The organism is Patescibacteria group bacterium (assembly GCA_038064855.1).
GTDB lineage: Bacteria > Patescibacteriota > Minisyncoccia > Ryanbacterales > GWA2-47-10b > SICQ01.
This window is the reverse complement of sequence record JBBTSE010000004.1, coordinates 28820-42414: the sequence shown is the minus strand read 5'-3', so window position 1 is coordinate 42414 and position 13595 is coordinate 28820. Positions and strand designations below refer to the sequence as shown.

The 13595-nt window shown below is 48.7% G+C and carries 19 protein-coding genes and 7 tRNA genes; 20 read left to right on the top strand and 6 right to left on the bottom strand.

Going from position 1 to position 13595, the window contains the following annotated elements:
* Positions 1-30 precede the first annotated feature (30 nt).
* The 9 genes from AAB417_01535 to AAB417_01495 all read left to right on the top strand — a co-directional run bounded on the left by AAB417_01535 (position 31) and on the right by AAB417_01495 (position 5643).
* A tRNA-Arg gene (locus tag AAB417_01535) sits at positions 31-102 on the top strand.
* 55 nt (positions 103-157) lie between these two features.
* Positions 158-505 (top strand): hypothetical protein, encoded by a 348-nt coding sequence (locus AAB417_01530; protein MEK7630691.1) that lies wholly within the window; start codon positions 158-160, stop codon positions 503-505.
* Positions 506-577: 72 nt separating this feature from the next.
* Positions 578-648: transfer RNA gene (locus AAB417_01525), tRNA-Ala, on the top strand.
* A 44-nt stretch (positions 649-692) separates the two neighbouring features.
* The gene (locus AAB417_01520; protein MEK7630690.1) at positions 693-1106 is read left to right on the top strand and encodes a hypothetical protein; all 414 of its coding nucleotides are present in this window, start codon (positions 693-695) and stop codon (positions 1104-1106) included.
* 11 nt (positions 1107-1117) lie between these two features.
* A complete protein-coding gene (locus tag AAB417_01515; GenBank protein ID MEK7630689.1) occupies positions 1118-2671 on the top strand; it encodes an efflux RND transporter periplasmic adaptor subunit in 1554 nt (517 codons plus the stop codon).
* 1 nt (position 2672) lies between these two features.
* Positions 2673-3941, top strand: a complete 1269-nt coding sequence (locus AAB417_01510; GenBank protein ID MEK7630688.1) for an FtsX-like permease family protein — start codon at positions 2673-2675, stop codon at positions 3939-3941.
* 2 nt (positions 3942-3943) lie between these two features.
* Positions 3944-4633, top strand: a complete 690-nt coding sequence (locus tag AAB417_01505; protein ID MEK7630687.1) for an ABC transporter ATP-binding protein — start codon at positions 3944-3946, stop codon at positions 4631-4633.
* A 69-nt stretch (positions 4634-4702) separates the two neighbouring features.
* A complete protein-coding gene (locus AAB417_01500) occupies positions 4703-5254 on the top strand; it encodes an RNA polymerase sigma factor (protein ID MEK7630686.1) in 552 nt (183 codons plus the stop codon).
* Positions 5255-5277: 23 nt separating this feature from the next.
* On the top strand, positions 5278-5643 hold the full coding sequence (locus tag AAB417_01495; GenBank protein MEK7630685.1) for a hypothetical protein: 366 nt from the start codon (positions 5278-5280) through the stop codon (positions 5641-5643).
* A 94-nt stretch (positions 5644-5737) separates the two neighbouring features.
* On the opposite strand, the gene AAB417_01490 is transcribed toward AAB417_01495, so the two are convergent.
* Complete coding sequence (locus AAB417_01490) at positions 5738-6292, bottom strand: rRNA adenine N-6-methyltransferase family protein (protein MEK7630684.1); 555 nt, start codon at positions 6290-6292, stop codon at positions 5738-5740.
* A gap of 56 nt (positions 6293-6348) precedes the next feature.
* On the opposite strand from AAB417_01490, the gene AAB417_01485 reads away from it, so the two are divergent.
* The 11 genes from AAB417_01485 to AAB417_01435 all read left to right on the top strand — a co-directional run bounded on the left by AAB417_01485 (position 6349) and on the right by AAB417_01435 (position 11278).
* A tRNA-Ser gene (locus tag AAB417_01485) sits at positions 6349-6435 on the top strand.
* A 42-nt stretch (positions 6436-6477) separates the two neighbouring features.
* On the top strand, positions 6478-6687 hold the full coding sequence (locus AAB417_01480) for a PGPGW domain-containing protein (GenBank protein ID MEK7630683.1): 210 nt from the start codon (positions 6478-6480) through the stop codon (positions 6685-6687).
* A gap of 12 nt (positions 6688-6699) precedes the next feature.
* Positions 6700-7407: a hypothetical protein gene (locus AAB417_01475; GenBank protein ID MEK7630682.1), complete on the top strand. Its 708-nt coding sequence runs from the start codon at positions 6700-6702 to the stop codon at positions 7405-7407.
* Between the two features lie 7 nt (positions 7408-7414).
* Positions 7415-7861, top strand: coding sequence for a DUF4446 family protein (locus AAB417_01470; GenBank protein ID MEK7630681.1), 447 nt, complete (start codon positions 7415-7417; stop codon positions 7859-7861).
* 30 nt (positions 7862-7891) lie between these two features.
* A complete protein-coding gene (infB, locus tag AAB417_01465) occupies positions 7892-9364 on the top strand; it encodes a translation initiation factor IF-2 (GenBank protein ID MEK7630680.1) in 1473 nt (490 codons plus the stop codon).
* Positions 9348-9632: a ribosome-binding factor A gene (locus tag AAB417_01460; protein ID MEK7630679.1), complete on the top strand. Its 285-nt coding sequence runs from the start codon at positions 9348-9350 to the stop codon at positions 9630-9632. Before infB ends, AAB417_01460 begins: the two co-directional genes overlap by 17 nt.
* Position 9633: 1 nt before the next feature.
* A tRNA-Cys gene (locus tag AAB417_01455) sits at positions 9634-9708 on the top strand.
* A 10-nt stretch (positions 9709-9718) separates the two neighbouring features.
* Positions 9719-9802 (top strand) — tRNA-Leu (locus AAB417_01450).
* A gap of 49 nt (positions 9803-9851) precedes the next feature.
* Positions 9852-9923, top strand: a tRNA-Gly gene (locus AAB417_01445).
* Between the two features lie 10 nt (positions 9924-9933).
* Positions 9934-10016: transfer RNA gene (locus tag AAB417_01440), tRNA-Leu, on the top strand.
* A gap of 14 nt (positions 10017-10030) precedes the next feature.
* Positions 10031-11278: a phospholipid carrier-dependent glycosyltransferase gene (locus tag AAB417_01435; protein MEK7630678.1), complete on the top strand. Its 1248-nt coding sequence runs from the start codon at positions 10031-10033 to the stop codon at positions 11276-11278.
* Positions 11279-11322: 44 nt separating this feature from the next.
* Here the strand turns inward: AAB417_01435 and AAB417_01430 are convergent, their stop codons facing one another.
* The 5 genes from AAB417_01430 to AAB417_01410 are packed head-to-tail and all read right to left on the bottom strand — an operon-like array spanning position 11323 to position 13593.
* A complete protein-coding gene (locus AAB417_01430) occupies positions 11323-11574 on the bottom strand; it encodes a hypothetical protein (protein ID MEK7630677.1) in 252 nt (83 codons plus the stop codon).
* 7 nt (positions 11575-11581) lie between these two features.
* Positions 11582-11935 (bottom strand): hypothetical protein, encoded by a 354-nt coding sequence (locus tag AAB417_01425; GenBank protein MEK7630676.1) that lies wholly within the window; start codon positions 11933-11935, stop codon positions 11582-11584.
* 59 nt (positions 11936-11994) lie between these two features.
* The gene (locus AAB417_01420; protein MEK7630675.1) at positions 11995-12357 is read right to left on the bottom strand and encodes a TrbC/VirB2 family protein; all 363 of its coding nucleotides are present in this window, start codon (positions 12355-12357) and stop codon (positions 11995-11997) included.
* A gap of 2 nt (positions 12358-12359) precedes the next feature.
* On the bottom strand, positions 12360-12701 hold the full coding sequence (locus tag AAB417_01415) for a pilin (GenBank protein MEK7630674.1): 342 nt from the start codon (positions 12699-12701) through the stop codon (positions 12360-12362).
* Positions 12688-13593, bottom strand: a complete 906-nt coding sequence (locus AAB417_01410; GenBank protein MEK7630673.1) for a pilin — start codon at positions 13591-13593, stop codon at positions 12688-12690. The genes AAB417_01415 and AAB417_01410 overlap by 14 nt, the downstream gene beginning before the upstream one ends.
* Positions 13594-13595 lie beyond the last annotated feature (2 nt).

Below are 13595 nucleotides of genomic sequence, written 5' to 3'. Positions count from 1 at the left end.
AAAGAGCGTGCTATAAAGAAGCAACAAACAGTCTCCGTAGTTCAATGGACAGAACAACTCCGTCCTAAGGAGTGGATGTAGGTTCGATTCCTGCCGGGGACACTATTATTGAGAAGAGCAATTTTTCGTGCTACGAATGTACGCAGAGGAGGAGTACATGAAATTTTTCCCAGTACCTGAAGAGCATCTTCAGAAGATTGCTGATAAGGCGATCGCCGACGCACTCGAGTTCATGGAGGCGCGCGAGCAAGAGGCCAAGAGAGCTCATCTCTTGCCACTTTTGTGTCTCGAGGTGGCGACACTCATCTACCGGTCTTTGGCGACAAAGGACACGCTCGTCGAGAGTCCAAATCCGGCGGCGACACGCTACTTTCGTCTCGGGTTTAATTTCAAGCTTCTTTGTACCTCGCTCGGATACGAGCGCATACAAGAAGAACTCGAACGGGCAGCTCTCATACTCGAGCAGAAGTTCATCGCTTCTATCTCCGCACGGATCGCGGCCTAGCATACGCTCGGCCGCCTTTTTTTATCCGCAGTTTTTGTGTAGAGTGATTTACATATATAAGGAAAATGGATTGGGCCTATAGTTCAGTGGCAGAACGCATCCATGGCATGGATGAGGTTGGAGTTCGATTCTCCATAGGTCCACAACAGATTGACTATTTATATAAAAAATGGTATAAGTAGACTCAATGCATTCTCGTACAAAACAACTCGCCATTGTCTTCATCGTCGCATTTCTCCTTAACCTTATATGGGAAAATGTGCACTCGTATCTCTATATACACTATCAGGGCGGTACTATCACCGAGCTTATATTAGTGAAAGCAGCTTTTTTTGATGCGTTCGTCACTTTGGTTGCCGGAGCGCTTTATCTTTGGGTCAAGCCATTTCGAGGTCGCCTCGATGTGACTATCGGCGGTCTTCTCTCATTTGCGATAGGACTTGAACTTTTTGCACTCGCAACCCTGCGCTGGAATTATTCATCATGGATGCCGACACTCCCGTGTCTTGATGTCGGCCTCACGCCCATTGTGCAACTTGCCCTTTTGGCGTATATCAGTTTTCGCTTGTCAGGTCTTTTGAAAAAAGACAATATGCGTTAGCATAAAGAACAATGATTGCACGATTTAAACAATTCCTTAAACAACTCCCACGCAGAACCAAGTGGATTATAGGCGGCGCCATACTGTTGGTGCTTATCATCTTTTTTGTTTTTCGAGGTAACGGCAACGGTGGTGCCGAGACTTTTGTTGTAACAAAGCGAGATGTTGTTCAAAAAGTAAATGTATCAGGACAGGTAAAGCCGGCAAGTACTGTTGATCTTGGCTTTGGAGTGGGTGGCCGCGTCGCCGCCTCATATGTAGCAGTGGGGGACAAAGTAGTAGTAGGTAAGCGCCTTGCCACACTCTCTGCAGGCGATCTTGCCGCTCAAGTTCGTGAAGCGGAAGCAAATGTAAAATCAAGTGAGGCAAAACTTTCCGAACTCAAACGCGGTACGCGCACGGAAGATATTGCACTGTATGAATCAAAAGTAGCAAGCGCAAAGGCGTTAGTAGCAAACGCCCGTATTAATCTTCATAATGTTCTTGCCGATGCGTATACCAAGGCAGACGATGCGGTGAGTGGCCGTATAGATCAGCTTTTTTCCAATCCACACAGTGCCGATCCCAAACTCGCGTATACTAACGCAAATTTACAATTACAAATCGATCTTGAATTGGGTCGGTACGCAGCTGGTCTTGTGCTAGCAGATTGGCGTACACAAACTCTTGACGCGAACGATTCTTCGTTTATCCAATTTGTTAAAGATAGTCTCGGTGTGATAAGTGGGGTATTGAGCAATGCGGCTCGGTTCATAAATAGTTTATCTTCCAGTAGCAGTCTTTCTCAGGTGACACTCGACGGATTTAAGGTTGATATTGTTACCGCGCGTACGAATGTGAACGCGGCGATTTCAAATCTATCGACAGCAGAAGAAAAATTGCGATCCGCCGAAACCGCGTTAGTGGTTTCCGAACGCGAACTTTTAGTAAAGAAAGCTGGCAGTACTGCTGAAGAACTATTGAGTGGTGAGGCAGAGGTAGAGCGTGCCAAAGCGGCCGCTGACAATATCCGCGCGCAACTTGCTAAAACCGTTATCATCGCACCTATCTCGGGTGTTGTTGCAAGACAAGATGCTGACGCGGGCGAATTTGTGAGCGCGGGCACGAGCCTTATTTCACTCATCAGCGCTTCTGACTTTGAGATTGAGGCGAGTATTCCCGAGGCTGATATCGCGAAGGTTTCGCTCGGGCAGTCTGCGCGTGTGGTGCTCGATGCCTACGGTAGTGAAAATCCGTTTGAGGCGCGCGTGGTGCGCATCGATCCTGCCGAAACTATCATCGACAGTGTTTCTACTTATAAAATCGAATTACAATTTGCGCAAAAAGATGATCGCATCAGATCAGGTATGACAGCGAGTATTGAGATCGAAAGCAAGCGCAACGCCGGGGTGCTAGCAATTCCACAGAGATTTGTTACATCGCGCGACGGAAAACGCTTTGTTAAGGTTGGCTCAAAACCCGACAATGCTACAGAAGTAGAAGTTTCCCTCGGCCTTCGTGGTTCTGATAGTTTTTCTGAAGTTGCCGGCGGTCTTTCCGAAGGCGATACGATCATCTCACAATAATATGTTTCTTTCGATGCGTGTGGGTTTCTTTCTTGCCTCGAGACAGCTCAAGCGCTCGGGCAAGGGGACTACCATACTCATCACTTTTATTATGGTTTTAACCTTTCTCAACCTCGTGGTTGTCTCAGGGTTGTTAGTAGGTCTGATTTCAGGTTCATTTAAGCAATTTCGCGAAGCGTACTCGGGCGAAGTGCTTATTACATCAGCTGATGGGCGTGATTATATTGAGAACTCTCCCGCGCTTATCGCGTTTCTCGAAAGTCATCCGAAGGTGAGCGCGATCTCCCCACGCTATTCAGTGGGCGTACAGATGCTGGGTTCGCTTACCGACCTGCCCGGGAAAAATGAAAAGCCCAATCGCATCGGTATCACGCTCACTGGCATCGATCCTGACAGAGAGGAGGTTATCACGGGTTTCTCGCGATTTCTGAAATACGGCGAACCTCTCGAAGAGGGCGATGAAGGACAGGTATTGCTCGGCGCCAATATGATCAAAAAATATTCGTCATTTGCCGACGCAAACATCCCTGGTCTGTCACTTCTTGAAGATGTTGATATTGGGAATCGTGTGCGTGTGAGTTTTTCGCGTGAAGGCGGTGGAGTCGTGAGCAAAGAGTTTATCATCAAAGGCATTGTAAAGAGTAAAGTAGATGAGATTTCAACGCGCGCTTTTATCACGGATCGCGAGCTTAAAAAACTCTTGCCGGTAAACAAAGAGCAAGTACAGGCGATCGCCGTTAAAACCGATTATGAGTACGCCACTACATTGGTAGCAGAGACAAAAGTATTTATGGAGGGACATGCCGCGCGCATCCAGACGACCGATGAGGCGATCCCTTCGTTTTTGCGCGATATCGAGACGACCTTTCGTATCTTGGGAAACGCGCTCTCGTCAGTCGCGCTTATCGTAGCGTCTATCACGGTTTTTATCGTGATCTTTATCAATGCGGTCACCAAACGAAAATTTATCGGCATCATGAAGGGCATCGGTATTAGTCCACAGGCGATTCAGTTTTCCTATATCTTCCAAGCGCTCTTTTATGGGGTGGTAGGATCAGCTATCGGTGTCATTCTCACTTTTGGTATTTTGAAACCCTATTTTGATATTTATCCAATTGATTTTCCTTTTTCAGACGGCATTTTAGTAGCGACAGCAGAGGGCGCCGCTATCCGCATCGCCATTTTACTTGCGGTGACACTGATCGCGGGTTATATTCCCGCAAAAATCATTGTGCGCAGAAACACGCTTGATTCTATTTTAGGTAGGTAACCATGATCAAAATAGAAAAACTGGTAAAAACATATGGATCGGGAGAACTTGAGCTTGTCGTACTCAAGAGTCTTACCTTTGAAGTCAAGGCGGGCGAGTTTGTAGCGATCATCGGACCCTCGGGTTCGGGTAAATCGACGCTCTTGTATCAACTCTCACTTCTTGATGAGCCGACTTCAGGCGAGGTCACTCTTGATGGTATTCGTACAGGCGAGCTTTCAATGCAAGAAAAAACCGATATACGCCTCGGCAAACTCGGATATGTATTTCAAGACTACGCGCTCTTGCCCGAACTGACTGCTCTCGAAAATGTTGCGTTGCCTATTATTATGCAGGGGCACACGATGCAAGAGTCGTATGTAAAAGCGTCGCTTGCGCTCGAACGCATCGGTATGGTCGATAAAAAACACAATGTGCCAAGTCAGCTCTCAGGCGGTCAACAGCAGCGGGTGAGTATCGCGCGCGCTATCGCACACGAGCCACAGATTCTTTTTGCTGATGAGCCGACGGCAAACCTCGACTCTGCCAACGGTATACGCGTGATGGAGGCGTTTCGTGATCTTCATACAAAGAGTAATCAGACGATTATCATGGTGACCCACGAACCCGAGTACGCGGCGTTCGCTGGACGCATTATAACCTTGGTCGATGGCACAATCGTGTCCGATGAGCGAAAAAAGGACTTACCATAAGGGTTTTAAGCTGAGTGACTTTCTTTTTGGGCAGGTCGTTCTATACTATAGAGGAATAAGCATATTTTCATGAACGAAACAGTACAATACGACGAAGACATACTCACCGCGTCACTCGATGATCCAGAACAGTTTTCTTTGCTTGTCGAGAAATATCAGCGGCCTTTTTTGCGGGTCGCATACGGTGTTGTACGCAATCCGCAAGAAGCCGAAGATATCGTGCAAGAGGCGTTTTGCGACATCTATCGTAACGCGACAAAGTTTAAAAAACAGGAAGGGGCCAGCTTTAAAAGTTGGGCGTATCGTGTCGTGATCAACAAGGCAATCTCTCACTACCGCAAGCTCAAGCGTGAACGCGAACGATTTACGCTGTTGGAGCCCGAGCACTACGAAAATCTTGGAGTAGAAGAAATACTTTCGAGTGTACTTGACCAAAAAATGACAGCAGAAAAAATACTTGATCAGTTGCCGGTAGATTTACGCCGTGTCGTCGAGGCTTACTATATAGAAGACAAATCATACGCTGATATCGCGCGCGAAGAGAATGTATCGCTCTCAACACTTAAGATGCGCCTGTTCCGAGCAAAGCGGATGATGAAAGAATTTGCCGTATCGGCATAACTACTATGGACCACTCACATCATATGACAACGGATCTTCACGCACGCCGCATCATGCGGCGCACTATGGGTCGTGTGTATGGTATTTGGTTTGCGCGCCGTGTCCTACCCATTTTGGCGCTTGAGGTAGCAACCCTCGTGTTTGTCATAACCGCTGTACAAAGCTATATGTCATTTGGCGAGTTTTTCCGTAACGCCATGGAGCGTTCGACTGGCAGACCGTTGGCGAATACCTTGTGGTATTGGGCTGATATGATGATACAAACTGAATATATGATCAAACTCTTTGCGGTAGGTGCGGCAGCTGCAGGTTGGCTTGTAGTGCGCGATGCGATGCGTGTTACCCGTCAGATGCGTAGTAACTTTTTGGGGGTCAGACGCGTTAGTTAGTATAGAGAAAGGTCAATCTCAAATTATTCATCTGATAACATATAATCAAAAAACCGCCGGAAGGCGGTTTTTTGTGTTGAGTCTGATCAGCCCACTACGCCGTCTTCCGAGCCTCCATGATAAAGACACTTGGGATATTGATAGGTGAGAAGGCGAGGTGTACCTCAGGGAAGACTTCTTGTAGGTATCCTTTCATGAGGGGAGAGTACTGGTAGACGATAAACGAACCTCCTGGGTTGATGACCGACGCGGTGCTCGCTACAAGCTCTCTGCGTGTGGCTGGGGGAAAAAAGGTAAAGGGAATACTCGAGAGGACGATATCCGCGCCCGAAAGGCCCAGGCTCTTGAGTATGGTTTTTATGTCGCGCGCATCGCCCTCTACGATAGTAAGGCGAGGATCTTTATGAGCGCGCAGGTGGCGGGCAAAATCAGCATTTGCCTCGATGCCGATAAATCGTGAATTGGGCGAGAGTTTTTTGAGGACAGCAAAAGAACAGACACCAGTGCCAGGCCCGTATTCAACGACCGTCAAATCTTTGCTGAAATCTATTCTACTGAGGATTTTACGGATAGTTGGCTGGGATGTTTCGGCAACGGCGGCGATATTGCGGTCTTTGAAGAAACTTTTGAGAAAGCGTACTTGATTCATAACAGTGTTCCCTCTATGATACCCGTGTTCGCTGATAATGAAAAGGGAGGATGTATGGAGGAGTGGCTGAGTGGTTGAAAGCGCCGCTCTCGAAAAGCGGTATACGGGAAACCGTATCGTGAGTTCGAATCTCACCTCCTCCGCAAAGTATTGTTTCTCGTACGAGAGGTAGTATAGTAAAAACTATGGTCAAACAGACTAGCAAAAAGGTGCTCGGCGTTGTACTCATCATCATTGGGCTTTTAGCTCTCGTGACACCGCTTACTCCCGGCGCGTGGCTCGCGTTTGTGGGACTCGAGCTCTTGGGTATTCGACTTGCGGCAAAAGACAGAGTTATGGAATGGCTTGGAAGAAAACCAAAGTCGCCCACAGATCAAAAACCGCCGGAGGCGTGATATACTAATCGTATGCTCGTCGGTATTTTGTTTAGTGTGCTCGTATCGATCGCTATCGGTTCGTTTAGTGTTATGGTATTTCTTGCGCGCTATCGTATCAATCCACGCCATGAGCGAAAAGAGTTTCTTTCCTACGCACTCTTTTGGTACATGATGGGAGTCGTATGGTACTTGCTCGCTGGCGCTGATTTTTTTGGCTACATCGAACGCAAAGATCTCGCCACGGTTATCATTTATATCATGCAGTTTTTTGTCGGGTTTTCGCTAGTAGTTGTCGCGCAGTACTTTCGTCAAGCATTGTTTCCCAACCTTTCGGCGACGCTCATTCATGTTCTCTACGGGCTTGGGTATACGGCGTTTTTGGTGTCACTCGTTCTCTTTCCAATTGATATTCGTCCCGATAGTTTTTTCGCGAGTCAGATTATCACCAGCGATACGACTACCTTTATTTTTACTATGCTCTTTATCCCACTCTTTGCCGCATCGATATATGGCCTTTTCAAAGCGTTTCGTGCGCATGAAGTTGATCCTTTGGCTCGGCGCTTCGCACTTTTAGCAAATAGCTCATTTGTCTTGCTTGGTATTACGGGGTTTCTTGATGAGACGGGCGTTGTTACTGACTGGTATGTGACCGTATCTCGCTTGATCACACTTATCTCGGCGATTCTTGCTTATTTTGCTATAATCGCTTTACAGGAGCCCGACGAACTGGTAATTTAGAGCCAGTATGCAGATAGCGCTTGCAGTTTTGGGTGTGATGCTTGTCGCGTGTATAGCGCGACTTTTTTACCTCGAAAAAAAGTTTCAGAAAATCTTTGGGGAAGGCGATCCCAAAACGCTCGAGGCGCTCGTGGTAGAGCATGCAGGCCGCATTGAGGAGACAGAAGGGGTACTGCGTCAGCTTGGTGACGCGCACAGCACACTCGCGCAAGATTTTTTGGGCAGTATACAGAAAGTTTCCATGGTTAGGTTTAACCCGTTTTCTGATACGGGAGGCGATCAAAGTTTTGTCATCGCACTCCTCGACGGCAAAAACAATGGCGTGGTGTTCTCAAGCTTGTATACGCGTGGCCAACCACTTGTGTATGCCAAACCCATTAAGGAAGGAGTATCTCACTACCAACTCTCAGGGGAGGAGACTGACGCACTGGCACGCGCAATTCAGGGTGCTTAGAGGATATGAACTACACTCGCAGACAACTTTATGTCACACATAACCGACAACAAGGTATCGACATCGCGCCACCCCATTGTGGTTATTTTGGGGCACATTGATCATGGCAAGACAACGCTCCTCGACTATATTCGCAAGACAAATATCGTAGGTAAAGAATCAGGAGGGATCACACAGCATTTGGGCGCCTCAGAGATTCTATGGCATGACAAACGCGTGACATTTCTCGACACTCCAGGTCACGAAATATTTTCTAAAATGCGCGTACGCGGGGCGCGTGTTGCTGATGTCGCGGTGTTGGTGGTGGCAGCTGACGATGGTGTAAAACCGCAAACCAAAGAGGCGCTCGAGGCAGTCAAAAAGGCCAACATTCCTTTTATCGTAGCACTCAATAAAATTGATAAGGCAACTGCGGATATTGATCGCGCAAAAGCAAGTCTTGCAGAGATCGATGTGTTGGTAGAAGGGTGGGGAGGGAGCGTGCCTTGTGTGCCGGTATCGGCAAAAGAAGGCAAGGGCATCGATGAATTGCTTGAGACTATTTTTTTGCTCACCGATCTTGAAGAATTGCATGGCGACACATCACTGCCGCTTCGAGGTATTGTGATCGAATCACATCTCGATCCGCGTCGGGGACCCGCCGCCGTGATTATCGTGCGCGATGGTCAGATAAGAAAAGGAGATTTTGTGCTGGCAGGTAGTGCGTCAGCTCCCGTGCGTATTTTGGAAGACGGTTTTGGTAAACCAATCGAGAGCGCAGGACCGTCGAGCCCCGCGCGCATTGTTGGGTTTGATAGGGTGCCTGAGATTGGATCAGAGGCGATCAGCTTTTCTTCAAAGGATGATCTTGAGGTGGCGCGCGCAGCAATTGCAAAACCCGCCGCCCGCGATAACGCACCTGCCGATATTGGTATTTTAGTAAAAGCCGATGTTGCCGGATCATACGAGGCGCTCACCGAAGAACTTCGCACGATCGTGCCCGCGGATTTACCGGTAAAATTCTTTGACGGCGGGGTAGGCGAGGTGACTGAGAGTGAAATCAAAAATGTATCCGCGGCAAAGATCCCATTTGTTGTGGGTTTTCATGTGCGTATGCGCGGGCCGATATTGGATATCGCCGAACGCTTTCATGTGTCTATCAGATCATTTGAAGTGATCTATGAGGCGGTTGATTGGATACGCGAAGAGCTCAAAAAACTTGCGCCCAAAAAGATTACGCGCGAAGATCACGGCAAGCTTTTGGTACTCAAAGTTTTTGCCAACCTACCCGCCGGCCGTATTATTGGTGGACGCGCGAAAGACGGTATTGTACCGGCTGACGCGCAGTTCGAAATCATTCGTCAGGGTGAGGTTGTAGGGAAGGGGCGCATCATAAGTCTGCAGAGAAATAAAATAGCCGCGACAGCTCTGCGTTCAGGCGAGGAGGGCGGTTTGATGGTGCAGTCGTCACGCGCTATCGATGAACGCGACATCTTGGCGTTTTACTATGAACGAGAGGCGTAGAGAAAGGCTTACCGCATTTTTGCAAGAAGCGCTTTCCGAATTCTTTTTGCGCGAATGTTCGTTTGCGCCCGGCGTGTTTGTTTCAGTGCAGTTCGTTGATCTCAATGAAACTTCTTCGCGGGCCGCTATTTCGGTTAGCGTTTTTCCCGATGAGGCTCGCGATGGGGTTGCCGAAGAGCTCAAAACACGGGAAAATGAAGCGACACATTTCGTGCGTCAAAAGCTCGACAACAAGTATACTCCCGCGATACGATTTAGTGTGCGGTAGCGGCGTGGTAGCCAAGTGGTAAGGCAAGGGTCTGCAAAACCCTTATACGCGGGTTCGATTCCCGCCCACGCCTCCAGGCGTTCCTTGCTGAGGTGGCGAAATTGGCAGACGCGCCAGCCTTAGGAGCTGGTGGGAGAAATCCCGTGGGAGTTCAACTCTCCCCCTCAGCACAAACTCTTGAGTTTCACCTGTTTGCGCGCTATGATTGAAAACATATTTGCGGTCATCGTATAGTGGCTATTATGCGTCCTTGCCAAGGACGAGATTGGGGTTCGACTCCCCATGACCGCACAAGTGTCTTGCCGCGGTGGCGGAACGGTTTACGCAGAGGACTTAAAATCCTTGGCCCGAAAGGGCTTGTGGGTTCGAATCCCACCCGCGGCACAGTCAGAACGATTATGATGAAAAATCGAGATGTACTTTTGGGCGCGCTTATTTTTTTCGTAGCGTTTTTGTTGCGCGCGCCATTCTTTTGGTATCCTGACAGCACGGTGCTCGACGAAGGTATTTACGCGACCTATATCTCCAATATAATTTACGATAGGCCGTACTTTGAACTCCACCCGCCGCTGCCAAATATTATTATGGCGAGCGTCGCGCGCAACTTTTCTTTTGACTATAAGATATTTCGTGGCACGGGCGTCCCGTTTGGAGATTTTCCATTCGCCGCTCTACGGTTCGTAAATATTATTTTTGGCTCGCTGTTGGCTGTGTTGGTATTTATATCAGCACGGCTTTTATGGGCGGATAGATCTTTTGCAGTTATCGCGGGGCTTGGTATCGCGCTCGATAACGCACTCATTGTGTACTCACGCACTCTTTTGCCTGACATGATGCTCGTGACTTTTGGCATGGCGGGTATCATGACATATCTTTGGTATGAGCGTAGGGGTGGCCTCGCCAAACTCATACTCGCTAGTATTTTTTTTGGCGCCGCGTTTTCTATCAAATGGATTGGTCTGGCGTTTTTGGGTACGGTGATACTCGCTTCTCTGTGGCACAAAAAATACAAAGATATCGGGGTGCTGGGCGTTGGCGCGGTGGCGGTGTATATCGCAGTATTTTTTATATTCTTCGGGCAGTTTTCAGGTGGGTTTCTTGCCGATCGATTTTCGTTTGACGCGGTACCCGCGCTCGCGTACCCGGCGCCATGGAGCATTGGCGAGACGATAACCTTTCTACCCCGCTACACTGAGATTATGTATCAGGCAAATTATACGGTAGACGAGCATCCACACTCATCGCGGCCGTGGGAGTGGCCGTTGGGGCAAGGGATGGTGGGTATGTGGGGTAGAGGTGAGCGGGCCATAGCCCTTAGTCCAAACTTTGCCGGGTGGGGTACGGTGTTTATCAGCGTCGTTTTTGCATGCACTATGCTTGTCTCGGGGCGTCTGCCTGCCCCCGCACTTTTCGCGCTTGTAGGATATATGATAAGTTTTGTACCGTTTTTTGCTATCGGTAGGCCATTTTTTATGTATCACTATTTTATGGCGCTGACATTTGGTTGGCTCCTCGCTCCGTGGGCATTAGAAGAGTTGCGAGGCATCATACTGCCGCGCGCTACACATAAAAGTGCTCGTGTCCTCTTTGCTCTTTTCTTGATCGCCGGATTTCTTTTGGCATCGCGCTATACCTACGGTATATAGATAAACAAAAACCCCGCAGCTGCGGAGTTTTTGTATGCCTTAGCTTACTTCCAAATGCTCATGAGGAGGCGGATGATCCCACCAGTTCCGAGCATGATTGCTGCCCCTACAATTCCCCAGATAATATGCTGCTTGCCGTTTTGGCGTGCCTCCGTATCATCAGGACTCATCATGGCTTGGATCACGCCCCACATAAAGAGGAGTGTTGCTAGACCGAAAGCCAGTATGAATAGTGGGTTGATAATATTATCAACAACGGTGCCAACGATGTCTTGGATATCTGCGAGTGGCGGCATGCGGTTATTAGATAGTAAGCGTTGGGATGTTGGTATCAGAACCTCCAATACCTGTTGCGAGCAGTCTCGCGATACCCCAAATACCAAGGATTGCCGCAAGGCCTACGATTGCAAAGATGATATAGCTACGGGCTTCTTTAACCTTTTCAGCGTCACCGCCGGCCGCGATGTATCTAATGACACCGAAGATGAACACGAGGGTGGCGACCGCGATCAAGAAGTTGATAAGCGCGCCAACGATACCTCCGAGGGTGCCAGTGATAAATCCTTTGATGTCACCACCTTGTGCTTGTGCCGCGACAATCAAGGGCATAAGAGCGATCGCTAAGACAGCAGCGTGTGTGAAAATTTTTTTACTCATAAAGTAATTATTGTTGTGAATAATGGATAATAACGGACGACGATCTTTGCAATATCTCACTAGAGCTTTTTTGCAAAGTCAATGATCATAGAGGCGATGGGTCCTGCGCCCACGATAATAGCCGTACCCACCAAAACCCATAGAAACATCGTGCGTGCCTCCTCGAGTTTCTGCGCGTTGCCTCGTGCGGCAACAAACATGAGACCGCTGAGCACTATAAAGAATGCTGCTACCGGAGTGCCGAATGTGGTTACAAAATCGGCGATCCCTTGCAAGATTCCTGCGAAGTCTTGAGATTTGGTAGGGGACTTTGAGATATTATCGAGCGCCGCAGATGCCGTGCCCGCTATGACGCAGAGAGCCGCTACCATTAGTATAGCCGAGAGTGGTTTTTTGCCAAACAGCTTGTGGAAAGAGATCATAATTAGAGGCCGAGGAATGAGTCCTTAAAGGCGACCGAAAGCGTCCATGCACCGATCACGACCGTAAGACCTATAAGCGCCCAAAGGAGCGTTGTACGCGCTGTTTTTATCTTCTCAGGGTTACCACCTGCCGAGACAAAGAGAAACCCCGACCAGAGGATAAAGACGACAGCAATAGGGAAGGCGACATCAACAGCTGCTTTAAAGAGAAGCTCGAGGCATGCCGGGATCGTAGTGCATTTGAGGTCAAGGAGTTCTTTGTAGTTCAAGGTAAGCTTCTCCGCGTTTGCGAAAAGCGGTGTCAAAAATGCTATGAGAGGTGTGAGTGTTTTAGAATTCAACATGGATATGATCTGGTCTGGGCAAGCTACCGCAGGTAACTTTTCGGCCGCCAAGTTCGCAGGTAGCTCCGCGCCCAAAGTTCGCATCTGTAGGTAGCCCATTGCCTCGCAATGAAGAGACTGCTCCTTCACTATAGCGGAGATCTACGGTGTTTGGGTGGTCGGCACCGTGAGAGGCATGGCCCGGCTCGGTTCCTCCCGTAATTGTAACACAGCCATTGCATCCTATATCAACTTGTATGATGCGGTTGATAGTTTCTTGCGATAGTCCTCCCAGATAGGTGCATCCGGGCCTATCTTCTTCGCAGTTTCCTGACGAGGAGATATCAATACCTGCCGCGCGTAACATATCTCGTGCTTCCTGATGCGAGAGACCTTCGCCTAAGGGTGGAGGCGGCCCTCCACTAGGAGGTGGGACGGTCGGCCCTGGCGGCTCGGGCACCACCTCTTTTCCCAAATCAACATTACAACTCGCAGTCCCACCACCAGGGTCACACTTTGGTATGTCATACCAACTTGCTTTTTTAATACCAAACCCAATAGTCGAAAGAATAGTATTGAATATCGCCCATGCAAAGAACGCCAATGCCATACCAATAACCGCATTGGTCATCACCCCTCTTCCTTTGGTAATCTGACTCGGATTGCCTCCCGATGTCAGCATGAGTACTCCACCATACAAGAAAGCACCTGCCGCAACAGGTACGGCAATGATGTAGAGCAAAAACCCTATGATATTGTCAGCAAGATCATACAGATCACAGAACGAACACGGACAACCCGTCTGACATCCTACTGGTACCAATCCACCTTCTGGTGCTGCGGCAAAGGTAAGGAGGGGAAGCGCGAGGAGAAGGAGGGTGAGGGTGGCAATACTGAAGTATTGATATCTCATGC

What these genes read in the sequence shown, in the direction of transcription:
- AAB417_01530 (MEK7630691.1), top strand. Translation starts at nt 158, where the DNA reads ATGAAATTTTTCCCAGTACCTGAAGAGCATCTTCAGAAGATTGCTGAT.
- AAB417_01520 (MEK7630690.1), top strand. Translation starts at nt 693, where the DNA reads ATGCATTCTCGTACAAAACAACTCGCCATTGTCTTCATCGTCGCATTT.
- AAB417_01515 (MEK7630689.1), top strand. Translation starts at nt 1,118, where the DNA reads ATGATTGCACGATTTAAACAATTCCTTAAACAACTCCCACGCAGAACC.
- AAB417_01510 (MEK7630688.1), top strand. Translation starts at nt 2,673, where the DNA reads ATGTTTCTTTCGATGCGTGTGGGTTTCTTTCTTGCCTCGAGACAGCTC.
- AAB417_01505 (MEK7630687.1), top strand. Translation starts at nt 3,944, where the DNA reads ATGATCAAAATAGAAAAACTGGTAAAAACATATGGATCGGGAGAACTT.
- AAB417_01500 (MEK7630686.1), top strand. Translation starts at nt 4,703, where the DNA reads ATGAACGAAACAGTACAATACGACGAAGACATACTCACCGCGTCACTC.
- AAB417_01495 (MEK7630685.1), top strand. Translation starts at nt 5,278, where the DNA reads ATGACAACGGATCTTCACGCACGCCGCATCATGCGGCGCACTATGGGT.
- AAB417_01490 (MEK7630684.1), bottom strand. Translation starts at nt 6,292, where the DNA reads ATGAATCAAGTACGCTTTCTCAAAAGTTTCTTCAAAGACCGCAATATC.
- AAB417_01480 (MEK7630683.1), top strand. Translation starts at nt 6,478, where the DNA reads ATGGTCAAACAGACTAGCAAAAAGGTGCTCGGCGTTGTACTCATCATC.
- AAB417_01475 (MEK7630682.1), top strand. Translation starts at nt 6,700, where the DNA reads ATGCTCGTCGGTATTTTGTTTAGTGTGCTCGTATCGATCGCTATCGGT.
- AAB417_01470 (MEK7630681.1), top strand. Translation starts at nt 7,415, where the DNA reads ATGCAGATAGCGCTTGCAGTTTTGGGTGTGATGCTTGTCGCGTGTATA.
- infB (MEK7630680.1), top strand. Translation starts at nt 7,892, where the DNA reads ATGTCACACATAACCGACAACAAGGTATCGACATCGCGCCACCCCATT.
- AAB417_01460 (MEK7630679.1), top strand. Translation starts at nt 9,348, where the DNA reads ATGAACGAGAGGCGTAGAGAAAGGCTTACCGCATTTTTGCAAGAAGCG.
- AAB417_01435 (MEK7630678.1), top strand. Translation starts at nt 10,031, where the DNA reads ATGATGAAAAATCGAGATGTACTTTTGGGCGCGCTTATTTTTTTCGTA.
- AAB417_01430 (MEK7630677.1), bottom strand. Translation starts at nt 11,574, where the DNA reads ATGCCGCCACTCGCAGATATCCAAGACATCGTTGGCACCGTTGTTGAT.
- AAB417_01425 (MEK7630676.1), bottom strand. Translation starts at nt 11,935, where the DNA reads ATGAGTAAAAAAATTTTCACACACGCTGCTGTCTTAGCGATCGCTCTT.
- AAB417_01420 (MEK7630675.1), bottom strand. Translation starts at nt 12,357, where the DNA reads ATGATCTCTTTCCACAAGCTGTTTGGCAAAAAACCACTCTCGGCTATA.
- AAB417_01415 (MEK7630674.1), bottom strand. Translation starts at nt 12,701, where the DNA reads ATGTTGAATTCTAAAACACTCACACCTCTCATAGCATTTTTGACACCG.
- AAB417_01410 (MEK7630673.1), bottom strand. Translation starts at nt 13,593, where the DNA reads ATGAGATATCAATACTTCAGTATTGCCACCCTCACCCTCCTTCTCCTC.